The organism is Streptomyces sp. HP-A2021 (assembly GCF_022807935.1).
Classification (GTDB): domain Bacteria; phylum Actinomycetota; class Actinomycetes; order Streptomycetales; family Streptomycetaceae; genus Streptomyces; species Streptomyces afghaniensis.
In genome coordinates this window covers 3,825,464-3,851,998 of sequence record NZ_CP094344.1, presented here as the reverse complement: position 1 = coordinate 3,851,998, position 26,535 = coordinate 3,825,464, and the positions used below count along the sequence as shown (strand labels likewise).

Below are 26,535 nucleotides of genomic sequence, written 5' to 3'. Positions count from 1 at the left end.
GGGCAACGCCCTACGGCTCGGTCGTACAGCTCATAGGTGGGCCCGCTCCCTGCACGGGGGCGGGCCCACCGCCTTTTCGTGGAACAGGCGTCCGTTTCATGAGACAGGCGTCAGCGTGGCTGCGGCATCAGCCGGACCGGCCCCCGCTGCTCCTCCCTGCGCAGCTTCGCCCGCAGCTCCTGCTCCGACTCCGACAGCGGCCCGGGCGCGACCGGTGGCGGCACGCCCTGAACGGTCTCGCCCTGCGGCACCGGTGGCTCGTAGTGGGTGGGGGCCGTGCGCGCGGTGAGCGCGGTGGCTCCGATCAGGGCGATCGTGAAGGCGATGGCGGCCCGGGTCCAGAAACGGGCCCGGCGTTCCCCGGCCCGCCGCACCACCAGTGGTTTGGCGGCCCGCAGCCGTTCGATGGAGGCCAGTCCGACCAGCCGCCAGTGGAGCACCTCCGGGTCCGCCAGCTCCGGCAGCCGCTCGGCGACCGCCTCCCGCGCGTGCATCAGCCGGTTCGCGGCCGCGCGGCTGCTCGCCTCCGTCTCCGCCGCCGTCTCCGGCAGGCCGAGACCGACCCCGTCGTACAGCAGCAGCGTGCGGCGGTACGAGGGCGGCAGCTTCAGCAGGGTGTCCAGCAGTGCGCGGTCGAACGCGTCGGAGGGCGGCGGCTCGGGACACCGGTGGCGTAGGCGCAACCGGTGCCAGGGGGAGAGGGCGCAGTCGTAGGCCACCGCCCGCACCCAGCCCGCCGGGTCGGGGTCGCGGGCCACCTCGGGCCAGCGCTGCCAGGCGATGTGAAAGGCCCGCTCGACCGACTCCCGCGCCAGCTCGCGGCGGCCGGTCAGCAGGTAGGTCTGCCGGACGAGCGCGGGCGCGCAGAACGCGTACAGCGCGTCGAAGGCCTGATCGGGTGTCAGGCCGGCGGTCGCATCGTCCGGCCGACGCAGGGCCGTTGCCCGGGCGGGGCCGGGGCGCCGGTCGGTGACGGTGGTGTGGCTGTGGTCGGCGACGGTAGTGGTGTGCCGGTGGTCGGCAACGGTGGTGTGGCGATGGTCGGCGGCGGGGCCGCGGCTCTGCACGCTGCCGGCGGCACGGCTGTGTTCGGTGGCCGAGGCGCGGCTGCGGTGGCCGACAGTGGTGCGGTCCTGGTCCGTGGCGGAGGTGCGGCCCCGGTTCCTGCCGGCGGCGCGGCCGCGGTCCCCGGCCGAGGGGCGGCTCCGATCGCTCGCGGCGGCGGCCCCGCGCTCCGCATGAGGCGGTGGCACTTCCGCCTCCGTCTCCAGTGAGTTCAGCAGCTTCGCGTACCTCTCCCCTTTCCGGCCGCGCGGCGTCGAGCGGCCGGTCTCCCACCCGCGCACCGTCTCGCTGGTGACGCCCACCCGGGAAGCCAGTTGAGCCCGCGTCAGCGCGGCGGCCTCGCGCAGGCGTCGGCGTTCCTTGGGCGGCGGGAGAAGGATGGCAGTGCTCTGTGTCACAGGGCGCCCCTCCGTGCGGAAAAGTACATAAACGTATATTGAGCGACACAACGATGGTTCGCCTGTTACGACAGGAAAGCGCGTGTCGTTGGGAGCATGGCGGGCGTGATCGAGATGACCGCTCGCCGCCGTCCGCCGTCGCCCCTGCTCACCCGGATGCGCGACCGTTCGCCCGGACTGGGCGGCGCCCTCATGGGGGGCGCGGTCGCGGCGGGCCTCGGGCTCGCGTCGTTCGCCGTGCTGGTGATGATGCTGTGGATCACCTCGCCCTACCCCGACAGCGGGCCCGGCGGCGCGCTGCACGTGGCGGCGGCGTTGTGGCTGCTGGCCCACGGCGCCGAACTGCTCCGCACCGACACGCTCGCCGGCGTCCCGGCCCCCGTGGGTGTCCCGCCGCTGCTGCTGCTCGCGCTGCCGGTGTGGCTGCTGTACCGGGCGGCGCGGGACGCCACGGACGGCGGGGCGGGCGACGGGGACGACGGCATCGACGAGGACGTCGGGGAGGTGGCCGGCATCGCGGTGGTCGCGGGACCGCCGCTGGTCTCCGCCCGCAACGCGTGGACGGGCGTCGTCCTCGGCTACCTCGCCGTCGCCGCTCCGGCCGCCCTGTACGCCGCGGGCGGTGCGCTGCGGCCGTCGTGGGTGTCGAGCGGGGTGTGCGTGCCGCTGGTCGCCGTCGTGGCCACCGGAGCGGGCGTGTGGTCGGCGTACGGCCGTCCGGGCGGGCCGCTGCGGCGACTGCTGGGCGTGCTGCCGGTCGGGGTACGGCCGCTGGTCCTCGGGCCGGACGGGCGCCCGGGTGTCGCCGCCCGGGCCGCGGCGGCCGGGACGGCGGTACTCCTCGGGGGCGGTGCGCTGCTGGTGGCGCTGTCGCTGGTGGGACACGGCGCGGCGGCCCAGGCGGCGTTGCTGCGGCTGACGGAGGGGTGGTCGGGGCGGTTCACGGTGCTGCTGCTGTGTGCGGCCCTGGTGCCGAACGCGGCGGTGTGGGGCGCCGCCTACGCCCTCGGCCCCGGCTTCGCCCTCGGCACCGGCCATGTCGTCAGCCCGCTGTCCTCCGCGCCGGCTCCGTTCCTGCCGCCGTTTCCGCTGCTGGCGGCGGTGCCGGAGGCGGGGGAGGGGCGGCTGGTGCACTGGGCGGCGGCCGGGGCCGTGCCGGTGGCCGCCGGGGTGGTGGTCGGCTGGGTCGTGGCGCGGGAGGCGGCCTCCGGGGAGTGCGGCGGGACGCGGCCGGGCGGTGGGCGGGGTGTCGTCCGGTCGCCGGGGCGCACCGCCCGTGCCGCCGCCGTCGCGGCCGTGCTGTGCGCGGCCGTACTCGCGGGGCTCGCCGCGCTGGCGGGCGGGCCGCTCGGGGTCACCGTCCTGGCCCGGTTCGGACCGGTGTGGTGGCAGGTGGGTACGGCGACACTGGCGTGGCTGGTCCTGGTGGCCGTCCCGACTGCGGTGTCCGTACGGGCCTGGCGATGCCGGGCGCCCCGGTCGGACGGGCCGAGCATCGGCAGACAGCGGGAAGAACCGGCCGAGGGCGCTCGGCAGGGCGGGCACCTGCCGAAGGGCTCGCGCCGCGCCCGGGGCTGGTTCACGCGCACCGGAATCGCCGGGATCGCCGGAGTCGCGGGGGGTGCGGGCAGCGCCGGGGCCGCCGGCGCCGCCGGGAGCGCCAGGTCCGCCGGAAGCGCGGGAGCCGCCGGAGCCTCCCGGGACGGTGCCTCCCCGCCCGACGGGACAACGGAGCCGGGGACCTCATCCCCCACGCCGGACGACCCCTACGTCCCTTACGCCCCCTACCACGACGCCCCCTACGGCCTCCAGGACCTGGACGACCCCCCATTCGGACCGTACGACTTCCTGCCGGCCGACCCGGCCCCCGAGCACTACGACGTCCTGCCCCCGACCGACCCCGCCCCCAAGCCGGACACCCCCTGAACGGGACACCCCCTGAAGCAGCAGACCGCCCGTCAGCCGTCCGTGCCCAGGAAGCCCCGCAGCTCCTTCGGCAGCAGCTCCGTGCAGGACTGCTTCGCCTCGTTCGTGAGGGCGTCGTTCGTGCAGGTGTAGTAGTCGCGGTAGACCAGCTGGGCCGTGAAGGACGCGGCGACCAGGGCGATGGCCAGGGACGCCGTGACCAGGCCGCTCACCGCTGCGGTCGTCTGGGGGCGGCCCTGCTGCTCGGGGGCCGGGGAGTCCGGGTCGGGCCTGCGGGGCTTGGCGCGCAGGGCGCTGATGCCCCAGTAGAGGGCGAGCGCGCCGAGCAGCAGTGCCACGTACGGCCAGCTGAAGAGGGCGAAGAAGAAGGCCCACATGCCCGACAGCAGGGCATAGCGCGCGCGGCGCTGGGCCGGGTCCGTCGGGTCCCAGCGCGGGTTCGGTCCGCCCTGGGGGCCGCCCGGGCCCTCGGGGCCACCGCGGGGGCGTTCGCCGAAGCCGCCGGAGGAGCGGCCGGGCTGCCGGTCGCTCCACTGCCTGCCCCAGGGCGCGCGGTCGTCCTCGCCGTCGTCCTGGGAGTCGTCGCCCGACGGGCGCCGCGGCTGCCAGGGCCGGTCCGGGGTGCCCTCGGGCGGCGGGGCGAACGGGTTGTCCTCCTGGGACCCGCGCCCTCGCTCGTCGCCGCGGTCGCCGTCCGACGGCGCGTCGGGTGGTGAGCTGGGGCGCTCCCGCAGCAGCACGCTGCCGCGCTCCCCTCCCTGCGCCGACAGGTGGGGGAACGTGAGGAGTCGCAGGCTGCGGTCCGGCATCAAGTGAGCGTCTTCCCGTTGATGAGTAGGAACGAGTTGCTGAGCAGGAATGGGTGGACAGAACCGAGCGGTGTCGGACCCGGGCCCGCCACCTCTTGAACGCATCACGTCCAAACGGCGTTCCCGAACCGGCTCCGCCCAGACGCTACCTTCCGGCCAAGCCCCCGTCCCGTGGGGGCTGCCCGGTGTGCCGGTATCGTTGCTGACGGTCGGCCGGTTCGTAGGCTTCCCCGTATCCGGGGGCGCGAAGCATTCGTATGAATGTACAAACGCCAAGGCCGGCCACCTGGACAGACGCTCCCTTCGAGAAAGGCCCCCACCGTGGCCGCCAAGCCCGTGGCCCCGCGCGCCAAGCGCCTCGTCGTGCTGGTCTCCGGATCCGGCACCAACCTTCAGGCGCTGCTCGACGAGATCGACGCCGACGGTGCGCAGGAGTACGGGGCCGAGATCGTGGCCGTCGGCGCCGACCGTGAGGGCATTGAGGGGCTGGCCCGCGCCGAGCGCGCCGGGCTGCCGACCTTCGTGCGGAAGGTCAGGGATTACGGCAGCCGCGAGGAGTGGGACGCCGCGCTCGCCGAGGCCGTCGCCGCCTTCGAGCCCGACCTCGTCGTCTCCGCCGGGTTCATGAAGATCGTCGGCAAGGAGTTCCTCACGCGGTTCGGCGGGCGGTTCGTCAACACGCACCCGGCCCTGCTGCCCAGTTTCCCGGGAGCCCACGGCGTGCGGGACGCGCTCGCGTACGGCGCCAAGGTCACCGGCTGCACCGTCCACTTCGTCGACGACGGCGTCGACACCGGCCCGATCATCGCCCAGGGCGTGGTCGAGGTCCGGGACGAGGACGACGAGAGCGCTCTGCACGAGCGCATCAAGGAAGTCGAGCGAAGGCTGCTCGTCGAGGTCGTGGGGCGGCTCGCCCGCAACGGCTATCGCATTGAGGGACGAAAGGTAGTTATCCAGTGACCGCCGAGAGCAACAAGCGGCCCCTTCGCCGGGCGCTCGTCAGCGTCTACGACAAGACCGGGCTCGAGGACCTCGCGCGCGGGCTCCACGAGGCCGGGGTCGAGCTCGTCTCCACCGGCTCCACCGCCGCGAAGATCGCCGCTGCCGGCGTCCCCGTCACCAAGGTCGAGGAACTCACCGGCTTCCCCGAGTGCCTGGACGGCCGCGTCAAGACGCTGCACCCGCGCGTGCACGCCGGCATCCTCGCCGACCTGCGCCTGGAGGACCACCGGCGGCAGCTCGCCGAGCTGGGTGTCGAGCCGTTCGACCTCGTCGTCGTCAACCTCTACCCGTTCCGCGAGACCGTCGCCTCCGGCGCCTCGCCCGACGAGTGCGTGGAGCAGATCGACATCGGCGGACCTTCGATGGTCCGGGCCGCCGCCAAGAACCACCCGTCCGTCGCGGTCGTCACCAGCCCGGCCCGCTACGCCGACGTGCTCAAGGCCGTCCAGAACGGCGGCTTCGACCTCGCCACCCGCAAGCGGCTCGCCGCCGAGGCCTTCCAGCACACGGCCGCCTACGACGTCGCCGTCGCCTCCTGGTTCGCCTCCTCCTACGCGCCCGTCGACGCTGCGGCCGATAGCGGCTCCGCCGCGGGGCAGTTCCCCGACTTCCTCGGCGCCACCTGGGAGCGCGAGCACACCCTGCGCTACGGCGAGAACCCGCACCAGCCGGCCGCGCTCTACGTCTCCCCGGAGGGCGGCGGTCTCGCCCAGGCCGAGCAGCTGCACGGCAAGGAGATGTCGTACAACAACTACACGGACACGGACGCCGCCCGCCGTGCCGCGTACGACCACGCCGAGCCGTGCGTCGCGATCATCAAGCACGCCAACCCCTGCGGTATCGCGGTGGGCGCGGACGTCGCCGAGGCGCACCGCAAGGCGCACGCCTGTGACCCGCTGTCGGCGTTCGGCGGCGTGATCGCGGTCAACCGCCCGGTCAGCAAGGAGATGGCCGAGCAGGTCGCGGAGATCTTCACCGAGGTCATCGTCGCGCCGGACTACGAGGACGGCGCCCTGGAGGCCCTCACCAAGAAGAAGAACATCCGCGTGCTGCGCTGCCCCGACGGGCCCGCCGCCCCGGTCGAGGTCAAGCCGATCGACGGCGGCGCGCTGCTCCAGGTGACCGACCGGCTCCAGGCCGACGGCGACGACCCGGCCAACTGGACGCTGGCGACCGGCGAGGCGCTGGACGCCGACGAGCTCCAGCAGCTCGCCTTCGCCTGGAAGGCCTGCCGCGCGGTGAAGTCCAACGCCATCCTGCTCGCCAAGGACGGTGCTTCGGTGGGCGTCGGCATGGGACAGGTCAACCGGGTCGACTCCTGCAAGCTGGCGGTGGAGCGGGCCGGGGCCGAGCGGGCCCGGGGCGCGTACGTCGCGTCTGACGCGTTCTTCCCGTTCCCCGACAACATCGACGTCCTGGGCGCCGCCGGCGTCAAGGCCATCGTGCAGCCCGGCGGTTCCGTCCGTGACGAACTGGTCGTCGAGGCCGCGCAGAAGGCCGGCATCACGATGTACTTCACCGGGACGCGGCACTTCTTCCACTGACGGTGGCGAGCGGGTCGGTGATCAACACCGACCCGCTCTCCGTACGACTCAGCCGTCGACCTCGTACTGCCCGACCTCCAGGAAGTACCGCAGCTCCTCCGGAGTGCCGTCGATGGCCTCCTCGGCGGCGGCCCGGAGCGCCGCGCTGATGGTCGGGTCGGCCAGGATGCGGGCGATGGCGACGCGGTCGTCCTCGGCCTGGGCGAGGCGGTAGCCGGTCTCCAGGAACGCGCGCAGGGCCTCCGGGGTGTTCACGTCGAGTGCTTTGCCGGCTTCCCGCTTGACACCCCGGCCGGAGACCGGGTCGGCCAGGATGCGGGCGATGGCGACGCGGTCGTCCTCGGCCTGGGCGAGGCGGTAGCCCGTCTTCAGGAACTCCCGCATGTCCTCCACGGTGCCGTCGAGGGCCTCGTTGGCCTCCCTGCTGACGCCGCGGCCGCTGTCCTCGTCGGCGATGATGCGGAGGATCGCGATCCGCAGATCGTCCTCCGACATCTCGTCCACCGGCGTGCCGTCCGTCACCGCGGCGGCGGTCACGGCGGGGGTCGCCGGGGCCGGGCCGGCGGCGAGGGCCGGGGTGGTGAACAGGAGGGCCGGCGTCAGGGCGGCGGCGACGATCAGGGCACCGCGGGCGGGTCTCATGCGTGAACCTTCCTCAGGGTCAGGGGAGTTGGTGAAGCCGGGCGGTGCCAGGCGGGTGCCTGGGCCCCGGTGCGGACATCCTCACATTCCCCGCCGCGCGAGGCAGCTCCCTTTTTCAGGTCGGGGAGCGCAGCGCCGCCCACGTCCTGGGGCCGACCTTGCCGTCGGGGTCCAGCCCCTTGGCGCGCTGGAAGCCGCGTACCGCCGTGGCGGTGTCCTTGCCGAACCGGCCGTCCACGCCCGCGCCGCCCACGTCGTAGCCGCGCTTGGCCAGCATGCACTGCACCTGCACGACGCGCTGGCCGCTGTCGCCGCGGCGGGTGAGTTCGGTGCCGGAGTAGTAGGTGCAGTCGGTGAGCCACGGGGGCCCGGCCGAGGCGGTCGGCGTCTTCGGCGCTTGCGTGGCGGAGGGCCGGGGCTTCGTCGTCTCCGGCGAAGGAGCGGGGGCGGTGGTACGGGTGTCCGCCTCGGCCTCGTCGCCCGAGGGGCTGGGCGAGGTTCCCGTCGCCCCCTCACTCTGCGGGACCTGCCTGGTCGGTGAGGCGGAGTCCGGGCGGTCGAAGCCCGGCAGGGACGTCCGGTCGTGACCGTCGCGGGACGCACCGGCCGTGGGGGCGGCTGAGCCGGTGTCGCCGGCCGACGAGGGGCGCGTGGCCAGAAAGGCCGTCAGGGCGAGGGCGCACACGGTGAGTACGGCGGCGAGGGCGGCGTACGGCTTCAGCCGCCGCCGGGCGGGAGTTCCGGCCGCCGGTGGCGCCACCGGCGTACTCCCCGCTCCCGGGGACCCGAAGCCCGGCTGCCCCGCCGCCGGTACGCCGGATACGGGCGCCGGTCCCGGCGGCCCGTACCCCGGCCCCGCAGCAGCCGGATGTCCCACCGCCCGCTGCACCCGCGGCGGCGGTAACGGACTGTCCTTCAGCGCCTCGTACGCCTGCTGCCGGACCAGGATGCGGCTGCCCAGCGGCTCCTGCCAGGAGGCGGACCGGGGCTGTGCCGAGGCCGTGTCGACCAGGTCCTGGGGGCCGGGGCGCAGGGCCGGGTCCTTGGAGAGGCACGCCGTGAGGAGGTCGGCCAGGTCCGGGTCGGCCGTCCGCACCTCGGACATGACCTCCGCGTTCGGCTCCTCCGAGGCGATGCGGTGCAGGACGTCCACGCCGGTGCCGTCGCCGAAGGGGGCGTGTCCGGTGACCGCGTGGACGACGGTGCTCGCGCAGCAGAACACGTCGGAGGCCGTGTCGCAGCGGCCGTCCCTGAGGTACTCCGGGGACATGAAGGCGGGTGTGCCGACGCGGTTGCCGGTCGTGGTGATCGCGCTGGCGTCGACGGCCTGCGCGATGCCGAAGTCGACGACGTGTGCGCCCTGCCGGGTCAGGAGAACGTTGGAGGGCTTGAAGTCCCGGTGCACGATCCCGGTGGCGGCCAGCGCGCCGAGCGCCCGCCCGAGATCGGCCACCAGCCGCCAGGCGTCGTCCGGTGGCAGGACACCGCAATCCCGCACCGCCTCGGCCAGGTTGAGACCGGGTAAGTACACGGTGGCCATCCACAGCAGCTCGCTGTCCGGCTCGAAGCCCGTGCCCAGCAACTCGGGGGTGTAGGGCGCGCCCACGCGCGCGTGCACGGTGGCCTCCCGCTCGAACCGCCGCCGGAAGGGCGCGTCCTCGGCGTACTCGGGCCGGATGACCTTCACCGCGGCGAGCCCGGGCGCCCCGTCCCCGTGCCGCGCCAGATAGACCCGGCCCATGCCACCCCTGCCGAGCAGCCCCAGCGGTACGTACGGTCCGACCCGCACCGGATCGGTGGGCCGCAGCGGCACGCAACCGGTCTGCGCGAAGGCGGCGTCTGACATGGATCCCCCGGCTGTGGTCCTGGCAGCGATGCGGGAAACGGTACCGGAGCAGGCCCGCCGGCCTGACGTGCCCGGCGCCCCGGGAGTACCTGTGAACTCTGAGGGTCACTTCTTCACGGCCGGGGTGTACTCCTTGAGGTAGTGGGCGACGCGGGCGGCGTAGTCGCGGTACTTCGGGGGAACACCGCCCGCGTTGTTCACGCTCTTGTACGACGTCCGGTACGCGGCGGCGACCAGCACCCGGCGGTCGCCGCTCAGCCCGGCCTCCAGGCGTGGTTCGGCGAAGCACAGGTAGCGGGCCATGGCCGGGATGGACTCGGAGGGGGTGAGCGGCGGCCTGGGGGTCTCCTTCGCGGGGACGCCGTCGGCGCGGATCCACCAGCGCAGGATGCTCGGGGTCCAGCGGGCGATGCCGTACTCGCCCTCCTCGCCCGCGTCCGGGTCGGAGAGATCGGGGTCGAAGTCGCTCTCCACCTTCAGCATCGCGGCGATGAGCGCCGGGGTGATCTCCGGCTGGACGCAGTCGTGGGCCGAGTCGACGATGAGCCGCCGGTAGGCGACCGGGACGCCCTTGTCGGTGCGCAGTTCGGAGGCGCCGTAGGTGGCGGGCGTCACCTTGCGGGTCTCGCCGGCCTTGCTCCCGCCGTCGTCGCCGGGACCGGTCCAGGTGGTGATGCCGTAGCCGAGGGCGGCGAGCGCGGCACCGGCCGCGAGGACCGCGATGCGGCGGGAGCGGCGGTGGGCCGGGCGCAGGCGCGGCAGGCGGAAGGAGCGGTGGCCGGTGCCGGCGGCCGCCCGGACGCGGTCGAGCAGGGCCTCGCCACAGACGCGGTCCTGGTGGGTGCGGGTGAGGCAGGCGGAGATGATCTGCCGCCAGTCGTCGGGCAGTTCGGGCGACAGACGCAGCTCGTCTGTACCGCGGGCGTAGGCGGCGGCCGCGTCGCGGCGGGCCGTCGGAGTCCCGCCGGGCAGCGGGAAGGAGTCGGTGAGGACGAGGTGCGCTAGGACCCCGAAGGCCCATACGTCGGCGGACGGGCGGATCCGGCGGCCCCGTTCGCCGATCTCGGTCCACAGGAGCTCGGGCGGGGTGTAGTCGGGGGTGGAGAACGCCGGGGTGTAGGCGTGGGTGCCCTCCAGCTCGGCGGCCATGTTGAAGTCGGCGAGGCGGACCGAACCGTCGTCCATCAGCAGCACGTTGGCCGGCTTCAGGTCGCCGTGCACCCAGCCGGCGCCGTGCAGCTGGGCCAGGCCCTCGCAGATCTGCGCGAGCAACGCGGGACCGGCCTCGGGCCGGGGCTCCGCGGTGAGCAGGGCGGACAGGGAGCCCTCGGCCCGCTCCAGGACGAGGACGGTGGCGCCGTCCAGTTCCGGCCGGTCCGGGTCGTCGACCGTCAGCGTCTCGTACATCCGCACCAGGCGCGGCTGCTTCAGCCGCCGGTACAGCTCGACCTCCCGCTCGACCAGCTCCCGCAGATGGGTCAGCCGGCGGGGCGTGGCCGTGCCCGTGGGCAGGAACTTCAGGGCGGCCGTCCGGGGCAGTTCCGTGCTCTCCGCCGTGCGCCGGGCCGCGTACACACTGCCGAAAGCGCCGGTCGCGAGGGGCTCGCGCACCTCCCAGACGCCGACCCGGTAGCCCTTCGGCACCGCGACGGCGTAGGGCTCGGTCACCGGGGCACCCGGCCCGACGACCGGCTTGCCAGAACGGCCAGGTCGTCCTCGCGGACCAGGTCGAAGCGGAGCGCCAGCGAGACCAGGGACTCCTTCTTGCCGTTGAGCCGCGGGCCGGTGTCCGCGCTCTCCGGGCCCGGCTTGAGGCGCAGTTTCACGGCGAGGTAGTCGATGTTCCACTGCACCGACGTGCGGGACGCGGCCGGCCAGGTGGGGCGCAGGCGGTCGGCGACCTGGTCGACGGTGGGCAGCGGGGCGTGCGGGGTACCGCGCAGGCGCGGTTCGCACAGGGCGGCCAGGACCGCGAAGTAGCGTTTGGTGCGGTCGAGGGAGAAGGCCGGTGCGGTCGTGGCGCCGTCGAGGCCGCCCGTGCCGCTCAGGTAGTCGTGGCGCGGCGCCCACACCTGGAGCGCCAGCAGGTCGCCGGCGGCGGGCAGCACGATCCGCGAGAACTCGAAGGGGATGGGCGCGTCCAGCCGCCCGGGTGCGATCTTGACGTGTTCGCCCGCGCCCTCCGGGTTCTCCACCACGTAGGTCTGTTCGCGGCTGAGGTTGCTGAGTATCCAGAAGGCGCCCTGCGCGGTGATCTCACCGGCCCGGCGGGAGACTCCGTCGTGGGTGATGCGGAGGTCGTTGTCGTGCGCGGACCGGCCGAACGTGAGGCGTTCACCGGGCGCGAGTCGGATCTGGCTCAGGTCTCGCTCGTCCTCCGTGGTCGGCGGAGGTACCACGATGATGCTGTACAAGGTGTGCTCTCCCCGTGCCTGACGGCTATGGACGTCAGACTAGGGCGACGCACCAGGGCCGTGCCCCCCTCGTACGGGTGAGACACGGCCCTTGGATGTGATTGGCGTGAACTGGTCCGCTCGCCGGGGTCCGTTCAGTAACGGGGACGGTTGAACCAGGCCTTGCCATTGGCGTTGCCGACGAACACGGCGACCAGGATGGCCAGGACGGTGTGCACCAGGCCCACGAGGATGAACGGGTAGATGCCGAGGACGGCGGTGATGATGGCGAAGACCAGGATGGTGACGCGAGCGCCGTTGCCGCCGTTCTTGAACTTGGTCGCCAGGACGGCCGCGAACACCAGCCAGGCCAGGCCGAACACCACGTAACCCCAGATCACGCCGGTCGACTGGCCGACCAGGTCCTGGAAAGCGGTGTTGTCCTTGAGGGACTCGTCGTCCTTCGCGGCGTTGAGGGCCGCGGCGGCGAAGGCGAAGAACGCCACGCCTATGACCTGGAGGCCGACGATGACCCACATCATCACGCGGGCCGCGCCCACCGAGCCGGGCATCGTCGTCGGCGCGGCGGGACCGCCGTACTGGGACACCGGAGGGGCCTGCGGGTAGCCGTAACCGGGCGCCTGCCCCTGCTGCTGCGGGTAGCCGTAGCCCTGCTGGGGCTGCTGCTGCGGCTGCCCCTGGGGAGCACCGTAGGGGTTGTTCGGATCGCCGTAGCTCATGGGGGACTTTCCTCCGTTGTTCCGAGTGCGGGGACGCGCGTGGCATCCGCACGGAGGAGAGTTCTTCAGACAGCGACCGTCCCCCCGTTGAGCTGCCCGCGGCACTTGTCAGGTCATCGTTCTTCACCACAGACGGGCTTGTCCAGCCGCATTCCCGATGTGTTGTGCAAGTGCAACATCACTGATCATGGGCGGATACGGGAGGAGGGGCACCGCGGTGCCCGTATTGCGGCCGGATTGGAACCGTGGGCGGGTCATCCGCGAGGATGGGGGCATGACCGCCCAGATTCTCGATGGCAAGGCCACCGCAGCCGCGATCAAGTCCGATCTGACCGCCCGCGTGGCGGCGCTGAAGGAGAAGGGCGTCACGCCCGGCCTCGGCACGATCCTGGTCGGGGACGACCCCGGCAGCCAGAAGTACGTCGCCGGCAAGCACCGTGACTGTGCGCAGGTCGGCATCGCCTCCATCCAGCGCGAGCTGCCGGCCACGGCGACGCAGGAGGAGATCGAGGCGGCCGTCCGCGAGCTGAACGAGGACCCGGCCTGCACGGGTTACATCGTGCAACTGCCGCTGCCCAAGGGCATCGACGAGAACCGCATCCTGGAACTGATGGACCCGGACAAGGACGCGGACGGCCTGCACCCGATGAACCTCGGCCGCCTGGTCCTGAACGAGCCGGCCCCGCTGCCCTGCACCCCCAACGGCGTCCTCACCCTGCTCCGCCGGTACGGCGTGGAGATCAAGGGTGCGGAGGTCGTGGTGGTCGGCCGGGGTGTGACCATCGGCCGACCGATGCCGCTGCTGCTGACCCGGCGCAGCGAGAACGCGACCGTGACCCAGTGCCACACCGGCACGCGTGACCTGTCGGCGCACCTCAAGCGCGCGGACATCATCGTCGCCGCGGCCGGTTCCGCCCATCTGATCCGCGCCGAGGACGTCAAGCCGGGCGCGGCCGTCCTCGACGTCGGCGTCTCCCGCAGCGCCGAGGGCAAGATCGTGGGCGACGTCCACCCCGACGTGGCCGAGGTCGCCGGCTGGATCTCCCCGAACCCCGGCGGAGTCGGCCCGATGACCCGCGCCCAGCTGCTCGTCAACGTGGTCGAGGCGGCGGAGCGCAGTGTCGGCTGAGCGGAGCGCGGGCAGCGCCTCGCAGGCCGGGGACACGGAGGGCGCCCCGGCCGTCACGAGTGCGCAGGCCGTGCAGGGCGAGCAGGATGCGCCTGGTGTGGTCGACGGTGACGCCGATGCGGTGGTGCGGGACGAGGACGGCGATCTCACCGTGCGGGATCCCGTCAGCGCCCCCGATGCCGAGGGGCGGCCGCGGCGGGTCACCCGGCGGTTTCCGTTGTTCACCAAGGACACCGCGCGGCCCGAGGGCGGTGGCCGGGCCGCGCCCGGGGACGCGTTCGCGCCGGCGCGGCAGTGGCCCGTCCTCGCCGTGCTGGGACTGGTCGGACTCGGGCTGCTCGTGACCGCGTTCGGGCAGTTCCGGCTCGGGACGCTGCTGATCGGCACCGCCCTGCTGGGCGGTGGCGCGATGCGCTGGCTGCTGCCGGACGTCGGTATGCTCGCCGTCCGCTCCCGGTTCACGGACATCGTCACGTACGGGATCATGGGCCTGGCGATCGTTCTGCTGGCGATGATGGCGCAGCCGAATCCCTGGCTCCAGATCCCGTTCCTGAAGGACACACTGCACTTCACGGTCACCAGCGAGTGACCGGACGGCGGTCCGTCCTCTCCCCCGAGGAAGGACGGGCCGCCGTCACGGCCAACCCTCCTGCACGGCGAACGGCCTGTTCAACGGCTGTCAGTGCGCTGTGGCACGGAAGTGACAGTTCCGGTACGTCCGTCGGGAGATTCGGCATGAAGTGGTGCATCCACGGGGTTGGCGTGGACAATCGGGACGGTCCAGGGTGTTTCGCGCGCCGGTGCTGTGCTCCTGTGCGCCCCCGGTCAGGGAACTGAGATCCTGGGTGGGCGCATCCCTGTGGGTAGCCAGAACGGGGACTCGGCCAAGGCCGCCAACGCGCGGGGCGAACAGCGCGGGACAGAACAGCACGTACCGGGGGGAAGAGGGGGGAAGCAATGCCTCGTTGGAGGGCCTTGCCGGAGGAGCTCGATCCACAGATCAGGGAGTTCACCAGCCAACTGCGCAGACTCGTGGACCGCAGCGGTCTGAGCATCGCGTCGGTGGCGGACCGCACGGGCTACAGCAAGACGTCGTGGGAGCGTTATCTGAACGGCCGGCTGCTCGCGCCCAAGGGCGCGATCGTGGCGCTGGCCGAGGTCACCGGGACCAATCCGGTGCACCTCACCACCATGTGGGAGCTCGCCGAGCGCGCCTGGAGCCGCTCGGAGATGCGGCACGACATGACGATGGAGGCCATCCGGATCTCCCAGGCGCGTGCCGCGCTCGGTGAGTTCGGCGGGCAGGACTTCGGGAGTCCCCCGGCCGGTTCCAAGGGTGACGGCAAGACGTCCTCCGCGGGCGGTGGCGGGACGGCCCGCAGAAGCGGCAGCGCCACGGTGACGCCGGGGATCGCGGGGCCGGCGGGCGTCGCCCCGACCGTGCCGGCGCAGCCGACGGCCCCCGAGGTGCAGGACTCCACCGGCAGCGGTGGGACCGGGGTCAACTCGTGGGGAGTGGCCGGGTACCAGGGCCCGTCCCAGGGCCTCGGGCGTCCCGCCGGAACGGGGACCGGCACGCCCGGTTCGGGTCCAGGCACCGCCCGGATGCCGGGCGTCGGGGCGGGCTCGCAGGGCACACCGCCGCGGGACGCCGTCCCGGCGGGCGCGGGTGGTGCCGGCGGCACCGGCGGTTCTGCCGGCTCCGGTGGCTCCGGCGGCAAGCGGCGGACCGCGACGTTCCTCGCGGGTGTCGTGGGTGTGCTCGTGGTGATCGCCGGCGCGTTCTACCTCACCGGTGGCGGTGGCGACGACGAGGCCAGGGGCGGCACCAAGTCGCCGACGCCGACCGCCGGCACGAACCAGGAGCTGCCGCCCGGCGTGAAGTGCAGCGGCGACAGCTGCACGGGCAAGGACGCGGAGAACATGGGGTGCAGTGGTGACCTGGTGACCACGGCCGAGACCGCGACCGTCGGCACGACCGTCGTCGAGGTCCGCTACAGCGAGACCTGCAAGGCGGCCTGGGGCCGTATCACCCAGGCGGCCCAGGGCGACGAGGTCCAGGTCAGCGCGGGCAAGGCGAAGCAGTCCGGGAGCATCACCGCCACGGGCGACACCATCGCGTACACGCCGATGGTCGCCGTCAAGAACGCCGCCGACGCCAAGGCCTGCGCAATCCTGGCCTCCGGCGACCAGGGCTGCACGGAGTAGGGGGACGACCGGCTGCCCCTGGCGGGACGAGTGGCTGCGGGGGCGCCCGTGGCTTCCGGCCGGGGCGATCCGGCGGGGTGATCCGGCCGGGGCTGGGGGTCCGGCGGGCGCTTGGCACAGGGCGGGCTGCCTTGCCCTGGCGGGGCGTGTGGCTGCTGGCTGGTGTCGGGACTCGGTGGTGCTCTGCGCGCCGTGGGCTGCCCTGTGCTCGGCGGGCGCCTGACTTGCAGGCCGAAACCTCAGGGCCGGCGAGTGCCCGTCACCCCGCGAGTGCCCGTCACCCGGCGGGTGCCTCGCGCCGGGGGAACCCAGCACTTGGCCCCAGCGCCCGACCAAGGCTGTCTCGACGGGCGCGGCGCGTCGAGCTTCCGGCCGCGGGCTGGGATCCGGGGTGCTCTGCACGCGGTGGGCCGCCTTGCCTCTGAGGGCGTGGCTTCCGGCCGGGAGTGGGGCGGGTGGGACCGGGTAGCGCCTGGCGCCCGGAGCCGGCGCCTGGGCCCGGTGGGTTGCCTGGCCTTCCGCCGGACGTCCGGCGGGCCGTGGATGCGCGGTAAACGGGGGCGTTGTGCGCCGGTTGGGGCCGTCTGTGTCCGGTGGGGCGCCTGATCTCCGGCCGGAGGTCCGAGGGTCCGTCGGTGCCCGGTGAAACGCGGGGCGTTTCGCACCGGGTGGGGTTCATCGCGCCTGGTCGCAGCGTCCCGCCAGCGGCCGGAGGCGTCGGTGGCAGGGCCGGGCGGGGATGAATTTCGGGGAGGGTGGCATGGCCGGGGGAATCGGGGGCACGCGAACCGTACCCCCACGGGAGTCCGGCTTGGTCGGTTCCCCCGGCGGCCGCCTTCGTCCTCCTCTCCCGGACGGGCGGCCGCCTTTTTGTACGGGTGTCGGTCGGTTGTGGGGTGGGCCACACCGACCCGGCCGTCCGGGATCCCGGATGCGCGATAGCCTGACCGCTGGATGGATCTCTTGACGCCAAGAGATCGATCAAACGTCCGGGGCAGGGACGCCCCACCGCCAGCTGTCATACGGAGAACGCCATGACCCGCACTCCCGTGAACGTCACCGTCACCGGCGCGGCCGGCCAGATCGGTTACGCCCTGCTCTTCCGCATCGCCTCCGGTCAGCTGCTCGGCGCGGACGTGCCGGTGAAGCTGCGCCTGCTGGAGATCACGCCCGCCCTGAAGGCGGCCGAGGGCACGGCCATGGAGCTGGACGACTGCGCGTTCCCGCTCCTGCAGGGCATCGACATCACGGACGACCCGAACGTCGCCTTCGACGGCACGAACGTGGGCCTGCTCGTCGGCGCCCGCCCCCGCACCAAGGGCATGGAGCGCGGCGACCTGCTGGAGGCCAACGGCGGCATCTTCAAGCCGCAGGGCAAGGCCATCAACGACCACGCCGCGGACGACGTCAAGGTCCTCGTCGTCGGCAACCCGGCCAACACCAACGCGCTCATCGCGCAGGCCGCCGCGCCGGACGTACCCGCCGAGCGGTTCACGGCCATGACCCGTCTGGACCACAACCGCGCCCTGACCCAGCTCGCGAAGAAGACCGGCTCCACGGTCGCCGACATCAAGCGGCTCACCATCTGGGGCAACCACTCCGCCACTCAGTACCCGGACATCTTCCACGCCACGGTCGCCGGCAAGAACGCCGCCGAGGTCGTGAACGACGAGAAGTGGCTGGCCGAGGACTTCATCCCGACCGTCGCCAAGCGCGGCGCCGCCATCATCGAGGCCCGCGGCGCCTCGTCGGCCGCGTCCGCCGCCAACGCCGCGATCGACCACGTCTACTCCTGGGTCAACGGCACCGCCGACGGCGACTGGGTCTCGATGGGCATCCCGTCGGACGGCTCCTACGGCGTCCCGGAGGGCCTGATCTCCTCCTTCCCGGTCACCTGCAAGGACGGCAAGTACGAGATCGTCCAGGGCCTGGAGATCAACGAGTTCTCCCGCGCCCGGATCGACGCCTCCGTCAAGGAGCTCGAGGAGGAGCGCGAGGCGGTCCGCGGCCTCGGCCTCATCTGACCGGAGCCTCTCCGCGTTCGCGCGCAGGCCCCGTACCGGTTCCGTCCGGTGCGGGGCCTGCGGGCTTTCCGGCGCCCTTCCGCGAGCCCCCGTACCCGGCGACCACCGCCGCCGTGGCCACCAGGACCAGCAGCGCGACCGTGCGCAGGGCCGGGGCCATGCCCTCGTGGAGGTCGCCGCGGGAGGCCAGGACCGTCCCGGTGACCGCGACGCCGAGCGCCGCGCCGATCTCCCGGGCGGCGGTGCCGAGGCCGGACCCGAGACCCGCCTGGTGGGGCGGCAGGGACGTGACGACGCCCAGGGTCAGCGTCGGCATGCACAGCCCGGTGCCCGCCGAGATGACCAGCAGCCAGCAGGCGTACACCGCGTAGGGCGTGCCCGCGCCGGCCGTCGACACGCCGAGCAGACCGAGGCCGATGAGGGCCAGGCCGCCGCCGATGACCGGCCGGGGGTGGGCGGCCCAGCGTGCCGCCAGCCTCGGCACGAGCGCCATGCCGACGATGAGCGGGACGATGGCGACGCCGGTGCGGGCGGGGCCGTAGCCCTTGACGCCCTGGAGGTACTGCGAGTTGAGGTAGAAGAGGGCGAACAGGCCGAAGAAGCCGGTCGCCATCCCGAGGGTGGCCGCGCGCAGCCGGGGCGCCCGGAAGACACGCGGGTCGAACAGCGGGGTGCGCGAGCGCAGGGACTGGACCGTGAACAGGGCGATCAGCAGGGCGCCCGCCGCGAACGCGAGCAGGATCCGCGGTGCGCTCCAGCCGTACTCCGGGCCCTCGATGATGCCGAAGAGCACGGCGACCAGCCCGGCGGTGAGGAGCAGCGTGCCGCCAGGGGCGAGGTGGCTGTGCGGTGAGCGGTCGGTGCGCGGGGTGGTGACGGCCACCGCGAGGGCGAGCAGCGCGGCCAGCGGCACCATGACGGCGAACAGGGCGCGCCAGGACAGGAACTGGCCGGCCAGTCCGCCGCCGAGATTGCCGGCCAGCCCGCCGAGTCCGATCGCCAGTGTCCAGGAGGCCATGGCCCGGGCGCGCCCGTGCGGTCCGGCGAGGTGCAGCAGGATCGACATCGTCGCCGGTGTGATCAGCGCGGCCCCGGCTCCAGAGACACCGCGCCCGGCGATGAGCAGCGCCGGGTCCCGGGCGAGGGCGCTGAGGCCGGCGCCCGCCGCGAACAGGGCGAGTCCGGTGAGCAGGGCGCCCTTGCGGCCGTACCGGTCGCCGAGGGCGCCGGCCGGGACGAGGAGCCCGGCGAAGACGATGACGTACGCGTCGACCGTCCACAGGATCTCGCTGGACGAGGGGTGCAGGGACGACGAACTCAGCTGCGGGATCAGCAGGTTGATGGCGGCGACCATGCTCTGGGCGACCAGGACGCAGGCGCACAGGGCGAGCAGGGTCCGCCGTTTCAGGGCGTGCGGGGGCAAGGCTCCTCCCGGGAGCTCGGTGGATGGGGGGATCGCCTCGTCACCGTAGGCTCGGGCCGTACCCGTACTCCAGTGCAACCTTTGCAAGGGATCGATGCGTGTGACGCAATCAAGTGGCCTGGACCTGAATCTGCTGGTCGCCCTGGACGTGCTGCTGGAGGAGCAGAGCGTCGGCGGTGCGGCACGGCGGCTGCATCTGTCCGAACCCGCGATGAGCCGCACCCTGGGGCGGATCCGCAAGGCGCTCGGTGACCCGGTGCTGGTGCGGGCCGGGCGGCGGATGGTGCCGACGCCGCGTGCGCTGGCCGTCCGGGCCGAGGTGAGCGCGGTGGTGGAACGGGCCCGGGCGCTGTTCGCGCCCGCCGACACCGACCTGAGGACGGTGACCCGTACGTTCACCGTCCTCTGCCACGACGCCGTCGCCGCCGCCTGCGGCCCGGACCTCTTCACCCGGGCGGCCCGCGACGCCCCCGGGATCCGCCTCCGCTTCCTCACCGAGAGCCATGTGGACGGGCCCTTCCTGCGCGAGGGCACCGCCGATCTGGAGGTCGGCGTGATCGACACGGTGGCGCCGGAGGTGCGGGTGGAGTCGCTGTACGAGGACCGGATGGTGGGGGTCGTCCGGGCCGGGCATCCGCTGCTGGAGGGCGAGTTGACGCCCGAGCGGTTCGCCCTGGAGGCCGATCACCTGACCGTCTCCCGGCGGGGGAAGCTGCACGGGCCGGTGGACGAGGCGCTCGCCGGACTCCGCCTGGCCCGGCGGGTGGTGGGGTCGGTGGGTACCTTTCCCGCCTCCCTCTTCGTCCTGCGGGCCACCGACCTGGCGGGTCTGATCAACTCCTGGAGCGTGCCGCTGGCGCGGGCCCTGGGTCTGACCACCTTCGACGTCCCCCTGCGGCTCCCACCGGTCCACGTCGGACTGGCGTGGCACCCGCGCCACGACGCCGACCCCGCTCACGGCTGGCTCCGGGGGGCGGTGCGGGAAATTCTCGCCGAGTGGTCGGACGCCCTCTAGCCGCATCATCCACCCCGCTCTGCGCCCGCTTTGCCCATGATTGCCCGCATCTCCAGTGACACAGCGCACTTTCGGCCACGGATCGCGCATGCATCCGGGGGAGGGGGGCAGGCGCACTCGGTCTCTTAGTGACACATGTGTGACACAGGGGCGCTGATCAGGAACGGAAGGCGAAAGCGATCATGGCGGAAAGCAACGAACTGCAGGCGCGCAGCACCATCCACGCGGGAGGGGAATGGCGTGCGGCCGTCTCCGGCGCCACGCGCGAGATCCTCGACCCCGCGGACGCCCTGCCGTTCGCCGTGGTCGCGGAAGGTGACGAGAAGGACACCGATCTGGCGATCGCCGCCGCCCGGCGCGCCTTCGACGAGGGGGAGTGGCCGCGCACGCCCGCCGCCGAGCGGGCCGCGCTGCTGCGCCGCGTCGCCGACCTGCTCGTGCGCGACCGCGAGCAGCTCGGGCTGCTGGAGAGCCGTGACGCCGGCAAGACCGTCGAGGAAGGGCGCGTCGACATCGACTGCGTCGCCGACGCCTTCCGGTACTTCGCCGACCTGGTCGCGGCCGAGAGCCCGGGCCGGGTCGTGGACGCCGGCTCGCCCGACATCCACAGCGTCGTCGTGCACGAGCCCATCGGCGTCTGCTCGATGATCACGCCCTGGAACTACCCGCTGCTCCAGGCCAGTTGGAAGATCGCCCCGGCCCTGGCCGCCGGCAACACCTTCGTCGTCAAGCCGAGCGAGATCACCCCGATGACGACCATCGCGCTGATCGAGCTGCTCGTCGAGGCCGGACTGCCCGCCGGGGTCGCCAACATCGTCACCGGGCCGGGCCACTCGGTCGGCGCCCGGCTCTCCGAACACCCCGACGTCGACCTGGTCTCCTTCACCGGCGGCCTGATCAGCGGCACCAAGGTGGCCCAGGCCGCCGCGCCGACCGTGAAGAAGGTCGCCCTCGAACTCGGCGGCAAGAACCCCAACGTGGTCTTCGCCGACGCCTGCGCCACCGACGAGGACTTCGACACCGCCGTCGACCAGGCCCTCAACGCCGCCTTCATCCACAGCGGCCAGGTCTGCTCGGCCGGCGCCCGCCTCATCATCGAGGAGTCCGTGCGGGACCGTTTCGTCGCCGAACTCGCCCGGCGCGCCGAGAAGATCCGCCTCGGCCGCGGCACCGAAGACGGCGTCGAGTGCGGCCCGCTGGTCTCCGAGCAGCAGCGCGCCAAGGTCGAGACGTACGTCGAGTCCGCCCTCAAGGAGGGCGCGGTGCTGCGCTCCGGCGGGAAGCGCCCCGAGCCGTCCCCCGAGCGCCCGGAGAACGGCTACTTCTACGAGCCGACCGTCCTCGACCACTGCCACCGCGAGATGCGCGTCGTACGGGAGGAGGTCTTCGGGCCGGTCGTCACCGTCGAAACCTTCCGCACCGAGGACGAGGCCGTCGCGCTCGCCAACGACACCGAGTACGGCCTCGCGGGCGGCGTCTGGACCACCGACGCGGGCCGCGCCCGGCGCGTGGCCGGCCGGCTGCGGCACGGCACGATCTGGATCAACGACTTCCACCCCTACCTGCCGCAGGCTGAATGGGGCGGTTTCGGCAAGAGCGGTGTGGGCCGCGAACTCGGCCCGGCCGGCCTCGCCGAGTACCGCGAGACCAAGCACGTCTACCAGAACCTCGCGCCGAAGCCGGTGCGCTGGTTCGCGGGCTGACCTCCCTCCCCAGGGCCGACCCCGCCACCCTCCGAGCCCGATCCCTTCGTCCCCTCTGGTTCATCCCCTCTGGAGCAAGCACGCCATGTCCCACAACCATGAGTACGACTATGTCGTGATAGGCGGCGGAACAGCCGGTTCCGTCATCGCCTCCCGCCTGACCGAGAACCCCGACGTCTCCGTCGCCGTCATCGAGGGCGGCCCCAGCGACGTCGGCCGCGACGACGTGCTGACCCTGCGCCGCTGGATGGGCCTGCTGGGCGGCGAGCTCGACTACGACTACCCCACCACCGAGCAGCCACGCGGAAACTCGCATATCCGGCACAGCCGGGCACGTGTGCTGGGCGGCTGTTCCTCGCACAACACCCTGATCGCCTTCAAGCCGCTGCCCGCCGACTGGGACGAGTGGGAGGCCGCCGGCGCCAAGGGCTGGGGCGCGGTGCAGATGGAGGCGTACTTCGCACGCCTGCTCAACAACATCGTCCCCGTAGACGAGCAGGACCGGAACGCCATCGCCCGCGACTTCGTCGACGCGGCCCAGGCGGCGCTGGACGTGCCGCGCGTGGAGGGCTTCAACCAGAAGCCGTTCACCGAGGGCGTCGGCTTCTTCGACCTCGCCTACCACCCCGAGAACAACAAGCGGTCCTCGGCGTCGGTGGCGTATCTGCACCCGGTGATGGACGAGCGCCCCAACCTCACGATCCTGCTGGAGACCTGGGCGTACAAGCTGGAGCTGGACGGCAACCGCGCCGAGGGCGTGCACGTGCGCACCAAGGACGGCGAGGAGATCCTCGTCAAGGCCCGTAACGAGGTCCTGCTGTGCGCCGGCGCCGTCGACTCGCCCCGGCTGCTGATGCACTCCGGCATCGGCCCGAAGACGGACCTGGAGAAGCTCGGCATCCCCGTCACGCACGACCTGCCGGGCGTCGGCGAGAACCTGCTCGACCACCCCGAGTCGGTCATCGTCTGGGAGACCAACGGCCCCATCCCGGAGAACTCGGCGATGGACTCGGACGCGGGCCTGTTCGTGCGCCGCGACCCCGAACTGCCGCACCCGGACCTGATGTTCCACTTCTACCAGATCCCGTTCACGGACAACCCGGAGCGACTGGGCTATCAGCGGCCGGAGTTCGGCGTCTCGATGACCCCGAACATCCCCAAGCCGAAGAGCCGCGGCCGGCTGTACCTGACCAGCGCCGACCCCGAGGTCAAGCCCGCCCTGGACTTCCGCTACTTCACCGACGAGGACGACTACGACGGCCGCACCCTCGTCGACGGCATCAAGATCGCCCGCGAGATCGCCAAGACCGAACCGCTGGCCGGCTGGCTCAAGCGCGAGGTGGCCCCCGGCCCGGACGTCACCGGTGACGAGGAGCTCGGCGAGTACGCCCGCAAGGTAGCCCACACCGTCTACCACCCGGCCGGCACCTGCAAGATGGGCGGCGCCGACGACCGGCTCGCCGTCGTCGACCCCGAGCTGCGCATCCGCGGCCTGGAGGGCATCCGCGTCGCCGATGCCTCCGTGTTCCCCACGATGACCACCGTGAACCCGATGATCGGCGTGCTCATGGTCGGGGAGCGTGCCGCCGAGCTGATCGGTGGTGGTGCCAAGTGACCGCGACCCTCGAACCCCCCACGGAGCAGACCATGGACACGACCCCCGTCTTCTCGGTGGAGGGCCTGTGGAAGGTGTTCGGCCCCAAGGCCGACCGCGTTCCCGGCGACCCCGAGCTCACCGCCCTCGACCCCGCCGAACTGCGCGCCCGCACCGGCTGCACGGCCGCCGTCCGGGACGTCAGCTTCGACGTGCGCAAGGGCGAGGTCTTCGTCGTCATGGGCCTGTCCGGCTCCGGCAAGTCCACGCTGGTGCGCTGTCTGACCCGGCTGATCGAGCCGACGGCCGGCACCATCGCCATCGACGGCGAGGACGTCCGCGCCATGGACCGCTCCCGGCTGCGCGAACTGCGCCGCCACCGCGCCGCCATGGTCTTCCAGCACTTCGGCCTGCTGCCACACCGCACGGTCCTCGACAACGTCGCCTACGGCCTGGAGATCCAGGGCATGGGCAAGGCCGAGCGGCGTGAGCGGGCCGCCGAGGTCGTCGCCAAGGTCGGCCTGGAAGGCATGGAGCACCGCCGCCCCGGCCAGCTCTCCGGCGGCCAGCGGCAGCGCGTGGGCCTCGCCCGCGCGCTCGCCGTCGACCCCGAAGTCCTGCTGTTCGACGAGCCGTTCAGCGCGCTCGACCCCCTCATCCGGCGGGAGATGCAGGAAGAGGTGGTCCGGCTGCACCACGAGGAGGGCCGCACCATGGTCTTCATCACCCACGACCTCCAGGAGGCCCTCAAGCTGGGCGACCGCATCGCCCTGATGCGCGACGGGCAGGTCGTGCAGCTCGGCACGCCCGAGGAGATCGTCGGCTCGCCCGCCGACGACTACGTCCGCGAGTTCGTCCGGGACGTCCCGCGCGAGCAGGTCATGACCGTCCGTACGGCCATGCGCCGCCCCGCGGCGGACCAGGACGGCAGCGGGCCGGCGGTCCGGCCCGAGGCGACGGTCTCCGAGGCGATCGAGGCGGTCGCCCGCGCCGGCGCACCGGCCCGTGTCATGGACAAGGGCCGCTGCGTGGGCGTGGTCGACTCCGACACGCTGCTCGGCGTCGTCGCCGGCACGGAGCAGCCCGCCCCGCCGGGGACCGAGCAGCCCAAGGAGGCGGTGTGATGGCGACCATCACCGCCTCCCCGCCGCGTATCGGCCTGCCCGGCCTCCTCAAGCACCCGGCTGTCCGCAAGCTTCTCTTCCTGGCCCTCGCGGCAGCGATCCTCGTCCCGCTGGCGAACGCCCGCTGGGCGAGCGGCACCTGGCCGAGCGCCCTGACCGTCGACTTCTCCGAGCCGCTCGCCAAGGCCAGCGACTGGATCATCGACAACCGCGACAGCCACCCGCTGTTCCTGTACTTCCTCGGCCACGTCAGCAACGTCGTCGTCATCGCCGTACGGGCCGTCTACCTCACCCTCCTGGCCGTGGGCTGGGCGGGCGTCACGGCCCTGGGCGCGCTGGTCGCCTGGCGCGTCGCGGGCATCCGGCTCGCCCTCGGCACGGGCACCGCGTTCCTGGCCTGCGGCCTGCTCGGCATGTGGGTGCCGACCATGCAGACGCTCGCCCTGATGGTCGTCGCGGTCGTCGCGTCGGTCGTGGTGGGCCTGCTGCTCGGGCTGGCCGCCGGGCTGTCCGACCGGATGGACCGCGTCCTGCGCCCTGTCCTGGACACCATGCAGGTACTCCCGGCCTTCGCCTACCTGCTGCCGGTCGTGCTGATCTTCGGTATCGGCGTCCCGGCGGCCGTCCTGGCCACCGTCATCTACGCCGCCCCGCCCATGGCGCGACTCACCTCGCTCGGGCTGCGCGGCGCCGACAAGGAGGTGCTGGAGGCCGTCGCGTCGCTCGGCTCCACCGCACGGCAGCGGCTGCTGACCGCCCGTCTCCCGCTGGCCCGCAAGGAACTCCTCCTCGGCGTCAACCAGACGATCATGATGGCGCTGTCCATGGCCGTCATCGCGGCCGTCATCGGCGCGGGCGGTCTCGGTGACCGCGTCTACCAGGCGCTGGCCTCGGTCGACGTGGGCGCCGCGCTCGCCGCCGGTATCCCGATCGTGCTGCTGGCCGTCGTCCTGGACCGCGTCACGGGCGCGGCGGGGGAGCGGCTCGGCGCCGACCCGGAGCCCCGGCGCGGGCTCGGCTGGCTGTACGCCCTGCTCGGTGTCGTCGCCGTGGCGGTCGCCGGGCGTCTCGCGGGCCGGCTCGACTGGCCCGACTCCTGGGTCGTCGGCATCGCCGAGCCGGTCAACCGCGTGGTCGACTGGATGACCGCGCACCTGTACTCGGGTGTCCCCGTGATCGGCGGCACCGCCGACTGGGCCGGCCACTTCACCACCTGGGTCCTCGACCCGATGCGTGACGGCCTGCAGGGGCTGCCCTGGTGGTCGGTCCTGCTGATCGTCGCCGCGCTGGCCTGGGTGATCGGCACCTGGCGCACCGCGCTGACCGCCGTCCTCGCCATGGCCGCGATCGGCGCGCTCGGCGTCTGGAAGCCGTCCCTCGACACCCTGTCGCAGGTCCTCGCGGCCGTCGCCGTCACCCTCGTCGTCGGCTTCGCCACCGGCATCGCGGCGGCCCGCAGCGACCGCCTGGAACGGCTGCTGCGGCCGGTCCTGGACGTCTTCCAGACGATGCCGCAGTTCGTGTACCTGATCCCGGTCGTCGCCCTGTTCGGCGTCGGCCGCGCCCCGGCCGTCGCGGCCGCGATCGTCTACGCCCTCCCGGCCGTCGTCCGCATCACCACCCAGGGCCTGCGCCAGGTCGACCCGGCCGCGCTGGAGGCCTCCGGTTCGCTCGGCGCGACCAGCTGGCAGCAACTGCGTCAGGTCCAGCTCCCGCTGGCCCGCCCGGCCCTGCTGCTCGCCGTCAACCAGGGCCTGGTCCTGGTCCTCGCCGTCGTCGTCATCGGCGGCCTGGTCGGCGGAGGCGCGCTCGGCTACGACGTCGTCTTCGGCCTCGCCCAGGGCGACCTGGCGACCGGTCTGGTGGCCGGCGCGGCGATCGTCTGCCTCGGACTGATGCTCGACCGGGTGACCCAGCCCACCGAACGCCGCGCGAAGAAGGGAGCGTGAC

At 73.1% G+C, this 26,535-nt stretch carries 20 protein-coding genes; 12 read left to right on the top strand and 8 right to left on the bottom strand.

Annotated elements, in window-relative coordinates; all coding sequences use genetic code 11:
- Positions 1 to 110: 110 nt before the first annotated feature.
- Entirely contained in the window at positions 111 to 1,463 is a 1,353-nt protein-coding gene (locus tag MQE23_RS17340) for a helix-turn-helix domain-containing protein (RefSeq protein ID WP_243379547.1), read from the bottom strand.
- A 96-nt stretch (positions 1,464 to 1,559) separates the two neighbouring features.
- Between MQE23_RS17340 and MQE23_RS17335 the strand changes: the two genes are divergently transcribed.
- Positions 1,560 to 3,389: a DUF6350 family protein gene (locus tag MQE23_RS17335; RefSeq protein ID WP_243379546.1), complete on the top strand. Its 1,830-nt coding sequence runs from the start codon at positions 1,560 to 1,562 to the stop codon at positions 3,387 to 3,389.
- Between the two features lie 32 nt (positions 3,390 to 3,421).
- On the opposite strand, the gene MQE23_RS17330 is transcribed toward MQE23_RS17335, so the two are convergent.
- Complete coding sequence (locus tag MQE23_RS17330) at positions 3,422 to 4,198, bottom strand: hypothetical protein (protein ID WP_243379545.1); 777 nt, start codon at positions 4,196 to 4,198, stop codon at positions 3,422 to 3,424.
- A 321-nt stretch (positions 4,199 to 4,519) separates the two neighbouring features.
- Between MQE23_RS17330 and purN the strand changes: the two genes are divergently transcribed.
- Both purN and purH read left to right on the top strand, forming a co-directional pair.
- On the top strand, positions 4,520 to 5,158 hold the full coding sequence (gene purN, locus MQE23_RS17325) for a phosphoribosylglycinamide formyltransferase (protein WP_243379544.1): 639 nt from the start codon (positions 4,520 to 4,522) through the stop codon (positions 5,156 to 5,158).
- Positions 5,155 to 6,744: a bifunctional phosphoribosylaminoimidazolecarboxamide formyltransferase/IMP cyclohydrolase gene (gene purH / locus MQE23_RS17320; protein ID WP_020273353.1), complete on the top strand. Its 1,590-nt coding sequence runs from the start codon at positions 5,155 to 5,157 to the stop codon at positions 6,742 to 6,744. The genes purN and purH overlap by 4 nt, the downstream gene beginning before the upstream one ends.
- Before the next feature lie 48 nt (positions 6,745 to 6,792).
- Here purH and MQE23_RS17315 read toward each other — a convergent pair whose 3' ends face one another.
- The 5 genes from MQE23_RS17315 to MQE23_RS17295 form a co-directional block, all read right to left on the bottom strand.
- Positions 6,793 to 7,386 (bottom strand): ALF repeat-containing protein, encoded by a 594-nt coding sequence (locus MQE23_RS17315; RefSeq protein ID WP_243379543.1) that lies wholly within the window; start codon positions 7,384 to 7,386, stop codon positions 6,793 to 6,795.
- Positions 7,387 to 7,501: 115 nt separating this feature from the next.
- Positions 7,502 to 9,232 carry a serine/threonine-protein kinase gene (locus tag MQE23_RS17310; RefSeq protein ID WP_243379542.1) on the bottom strand — a complete coding sequence of 577 codons (1,731 nt, stop codon included), beginning with the start codon at positions 9,230 to 9,232 and terminating at the stop codon, positions 7,502 to 7,504.
- Between the two features lie 105 nt (positions 9,233 to 9,337).
- Entirely contained in the window at positions 9,338 to 10,900 is a 1,563-nt protein-coding gene (locus MQE23_RS17305; RefSeq protein ID WP_020273350.1) for a protein kinase, read from the bottom strand.
- A complete protein-coding gene (locus MQE23_RS17300; protein ID WP_020273349.1) occupies positions 10,897 to 11,646 on the bottom strand; it encodes an FHA domain-containing protein in 750 nt (249 codons plus the stop codon). The genes MQE23_RS17305 and MQE23_RS17300 overlap by 4 nt, the downstream gene beginning before the upstream one ends.
- Before the next feature lie 134 nt (positions 11,647 to 11,780).
- Positions 11,781 to 12,365, bottom strand: a complete 585-nt coding sequence (locus MQE23_RS17295; protein ID WP_020273348.1) for a hypothetical protein — start codon at positions 12,363 to 12,365, stop codon at positions 11,781 to 11,783.
- A gap of 274 nt (positions 12,366 to 12,639) precedes the next feature.
- Between MQE23_RS17295 and MQE23_RS17290 the strand changes: the two genes are divergently transcribed.
- The 4 genes from MQE23_RS17290 to MQE23_RS17275 all read left to right on the top strand — a co-directional run bounded on the left by MQE23_RS17290 (position 12,640) and on the right by MQE23_RS17275 (position 17,726).
- Entirely contained in the window at positions 12,640 to 13,494 is an 855-nt protein-coding gene (locus tag MQE23_RS17290) for a bifunctional methylenetetrahydrofolate dehydrogenase/methenyltetrahydrofolate cyclohydrolase (RefSeq protein ID WP_086602564.1), read from the top strand.
- Positions 13,495 to 13,615: 121 nt separating this feature from the next.
- Positions 13,616 to 14,083 (top strand): DUF3017 domain-containing protein, encoded by a 468-nt coding sequence (locus MQE23_RS17285; protein ID WP_167338020.1) that lies wholly within the window; start codon positions 13,616 to 13,618, stop codon positions 14,081 to 14,083.
- Between the two features lie 368 nt (positions 14,084 to 14,451).
- Positions 14,452 to 15,702, top strand: coding sequence for an XRE family transcriptional regulator (locus tag MQE23_RS17280; protein ID WP_243379541.1), 1,251 nt, complete (start codon positions 14,452 to 14,454; stop codon positions 15,700 to 15,702).
- A gap of 1,034 nt (positions 15,703 to 16,736) precedes the next feature.
- Positions 16,737 to 17,726, top strand: a complete 990-nt coding sequence (locus tag MQE23_RS17275) for a malate dehydrogenase (protein WP_020273344.1) — start codon at positions 16,737 to 16,739, stop codon at positions 17,724 to 17,726.
- Here the strand turns inward: MQE23_RS17275 and MQE23_RS17270 are convergent.
- On the bottom strand, positions 17,719 to 19,149 hold the full coding sequence (locus tag MQE23_RS17270; protein WP_243379540.1) for an MFS transporter: 1,431 nt from the start codon (positions 19,147 to 19,149) through the stop codon (positions 17,719 to 17,721). The two genes, MQE23_RS17275 and MQE23_RS17270, sit on opposite strands and share 8 nt — an antisense overlap.
- Before the next feature lie 94 nt (positions 19,150 to 19,243).
- Between MQE23_RS17270 and MQE23_RS17265 the strand changes: the two genes are divergently transcribed.
- From MQE23_RS17265 to MQE23_RS17245, 5 genes are all read left to right on the top strand, one after another.
- Positions 19,244 to 20,164 (top strand): LysR family transcriptional regulator, encoded by a 921-nt coding sequence (locus MQE23_RS17265; protein WP_243379539.1) that lies wholly within the window; start codon positions 19,244 to 19,246, stop codon positions 20,162 to 20,164.
- A 182-nt stretch (positions 20,165 to 20,346) separates the two neighbouring features.
- Positions 20,347 to 21,867: an aldehyde dehydrogenase family protein gene (locus MQE23_RS17260; protein ID WP_020273341.1), complete on the top strand. Its 1,521-nt coding sequence runs from the start codon at positions 20,347 to 20,349 to the stop codon at positions 21,865 to 21,867.
- A gap of 85 nt (positions 21,868 to 21,952) precedes the next feature.
- Positions 21,953 to 23,482 carry a GMC oxidoreductase gene (locus tag MQE23_RS17255; protein WP_243379538.1) on the top strand — a complete coding sequence of 510 codons (1,530 nt, stop codon included), beginning with the start codon at positions 21,953 to 21,955 and terminating at the stop codon, positions 23,480 to 23,482.
- Between the two features lie 32 nt (positions 23,483 to 23,514).
- Entirely contained in the window at positions 23,515 to 24,585 is a 1,071-nt protein-coding gene (locus MQE23_RS17250; protein WP_051185602.1) for a glycine betaine/L-proline ABC transporter ATP-binding protein, read from the top strand.
- Positions 24,585 to 26,534 (top strand): ABC transporter permease subunit, encoded by a 1,950-nt coding sequence (locus MQE23_RS17245; RefSeq protein WP_037669908.1) that lies wholly within the window; start codon positions 24,585 to 24,587, stop codon positions 26,532 to 26,534. Before MQE23_RS17250 ends, MQE23_RS17245 begins: the two co-directional genes overlap by 1 nt.
- The last annotated feature ends 1 nt before the right edge of the window (position 26,535 follow it).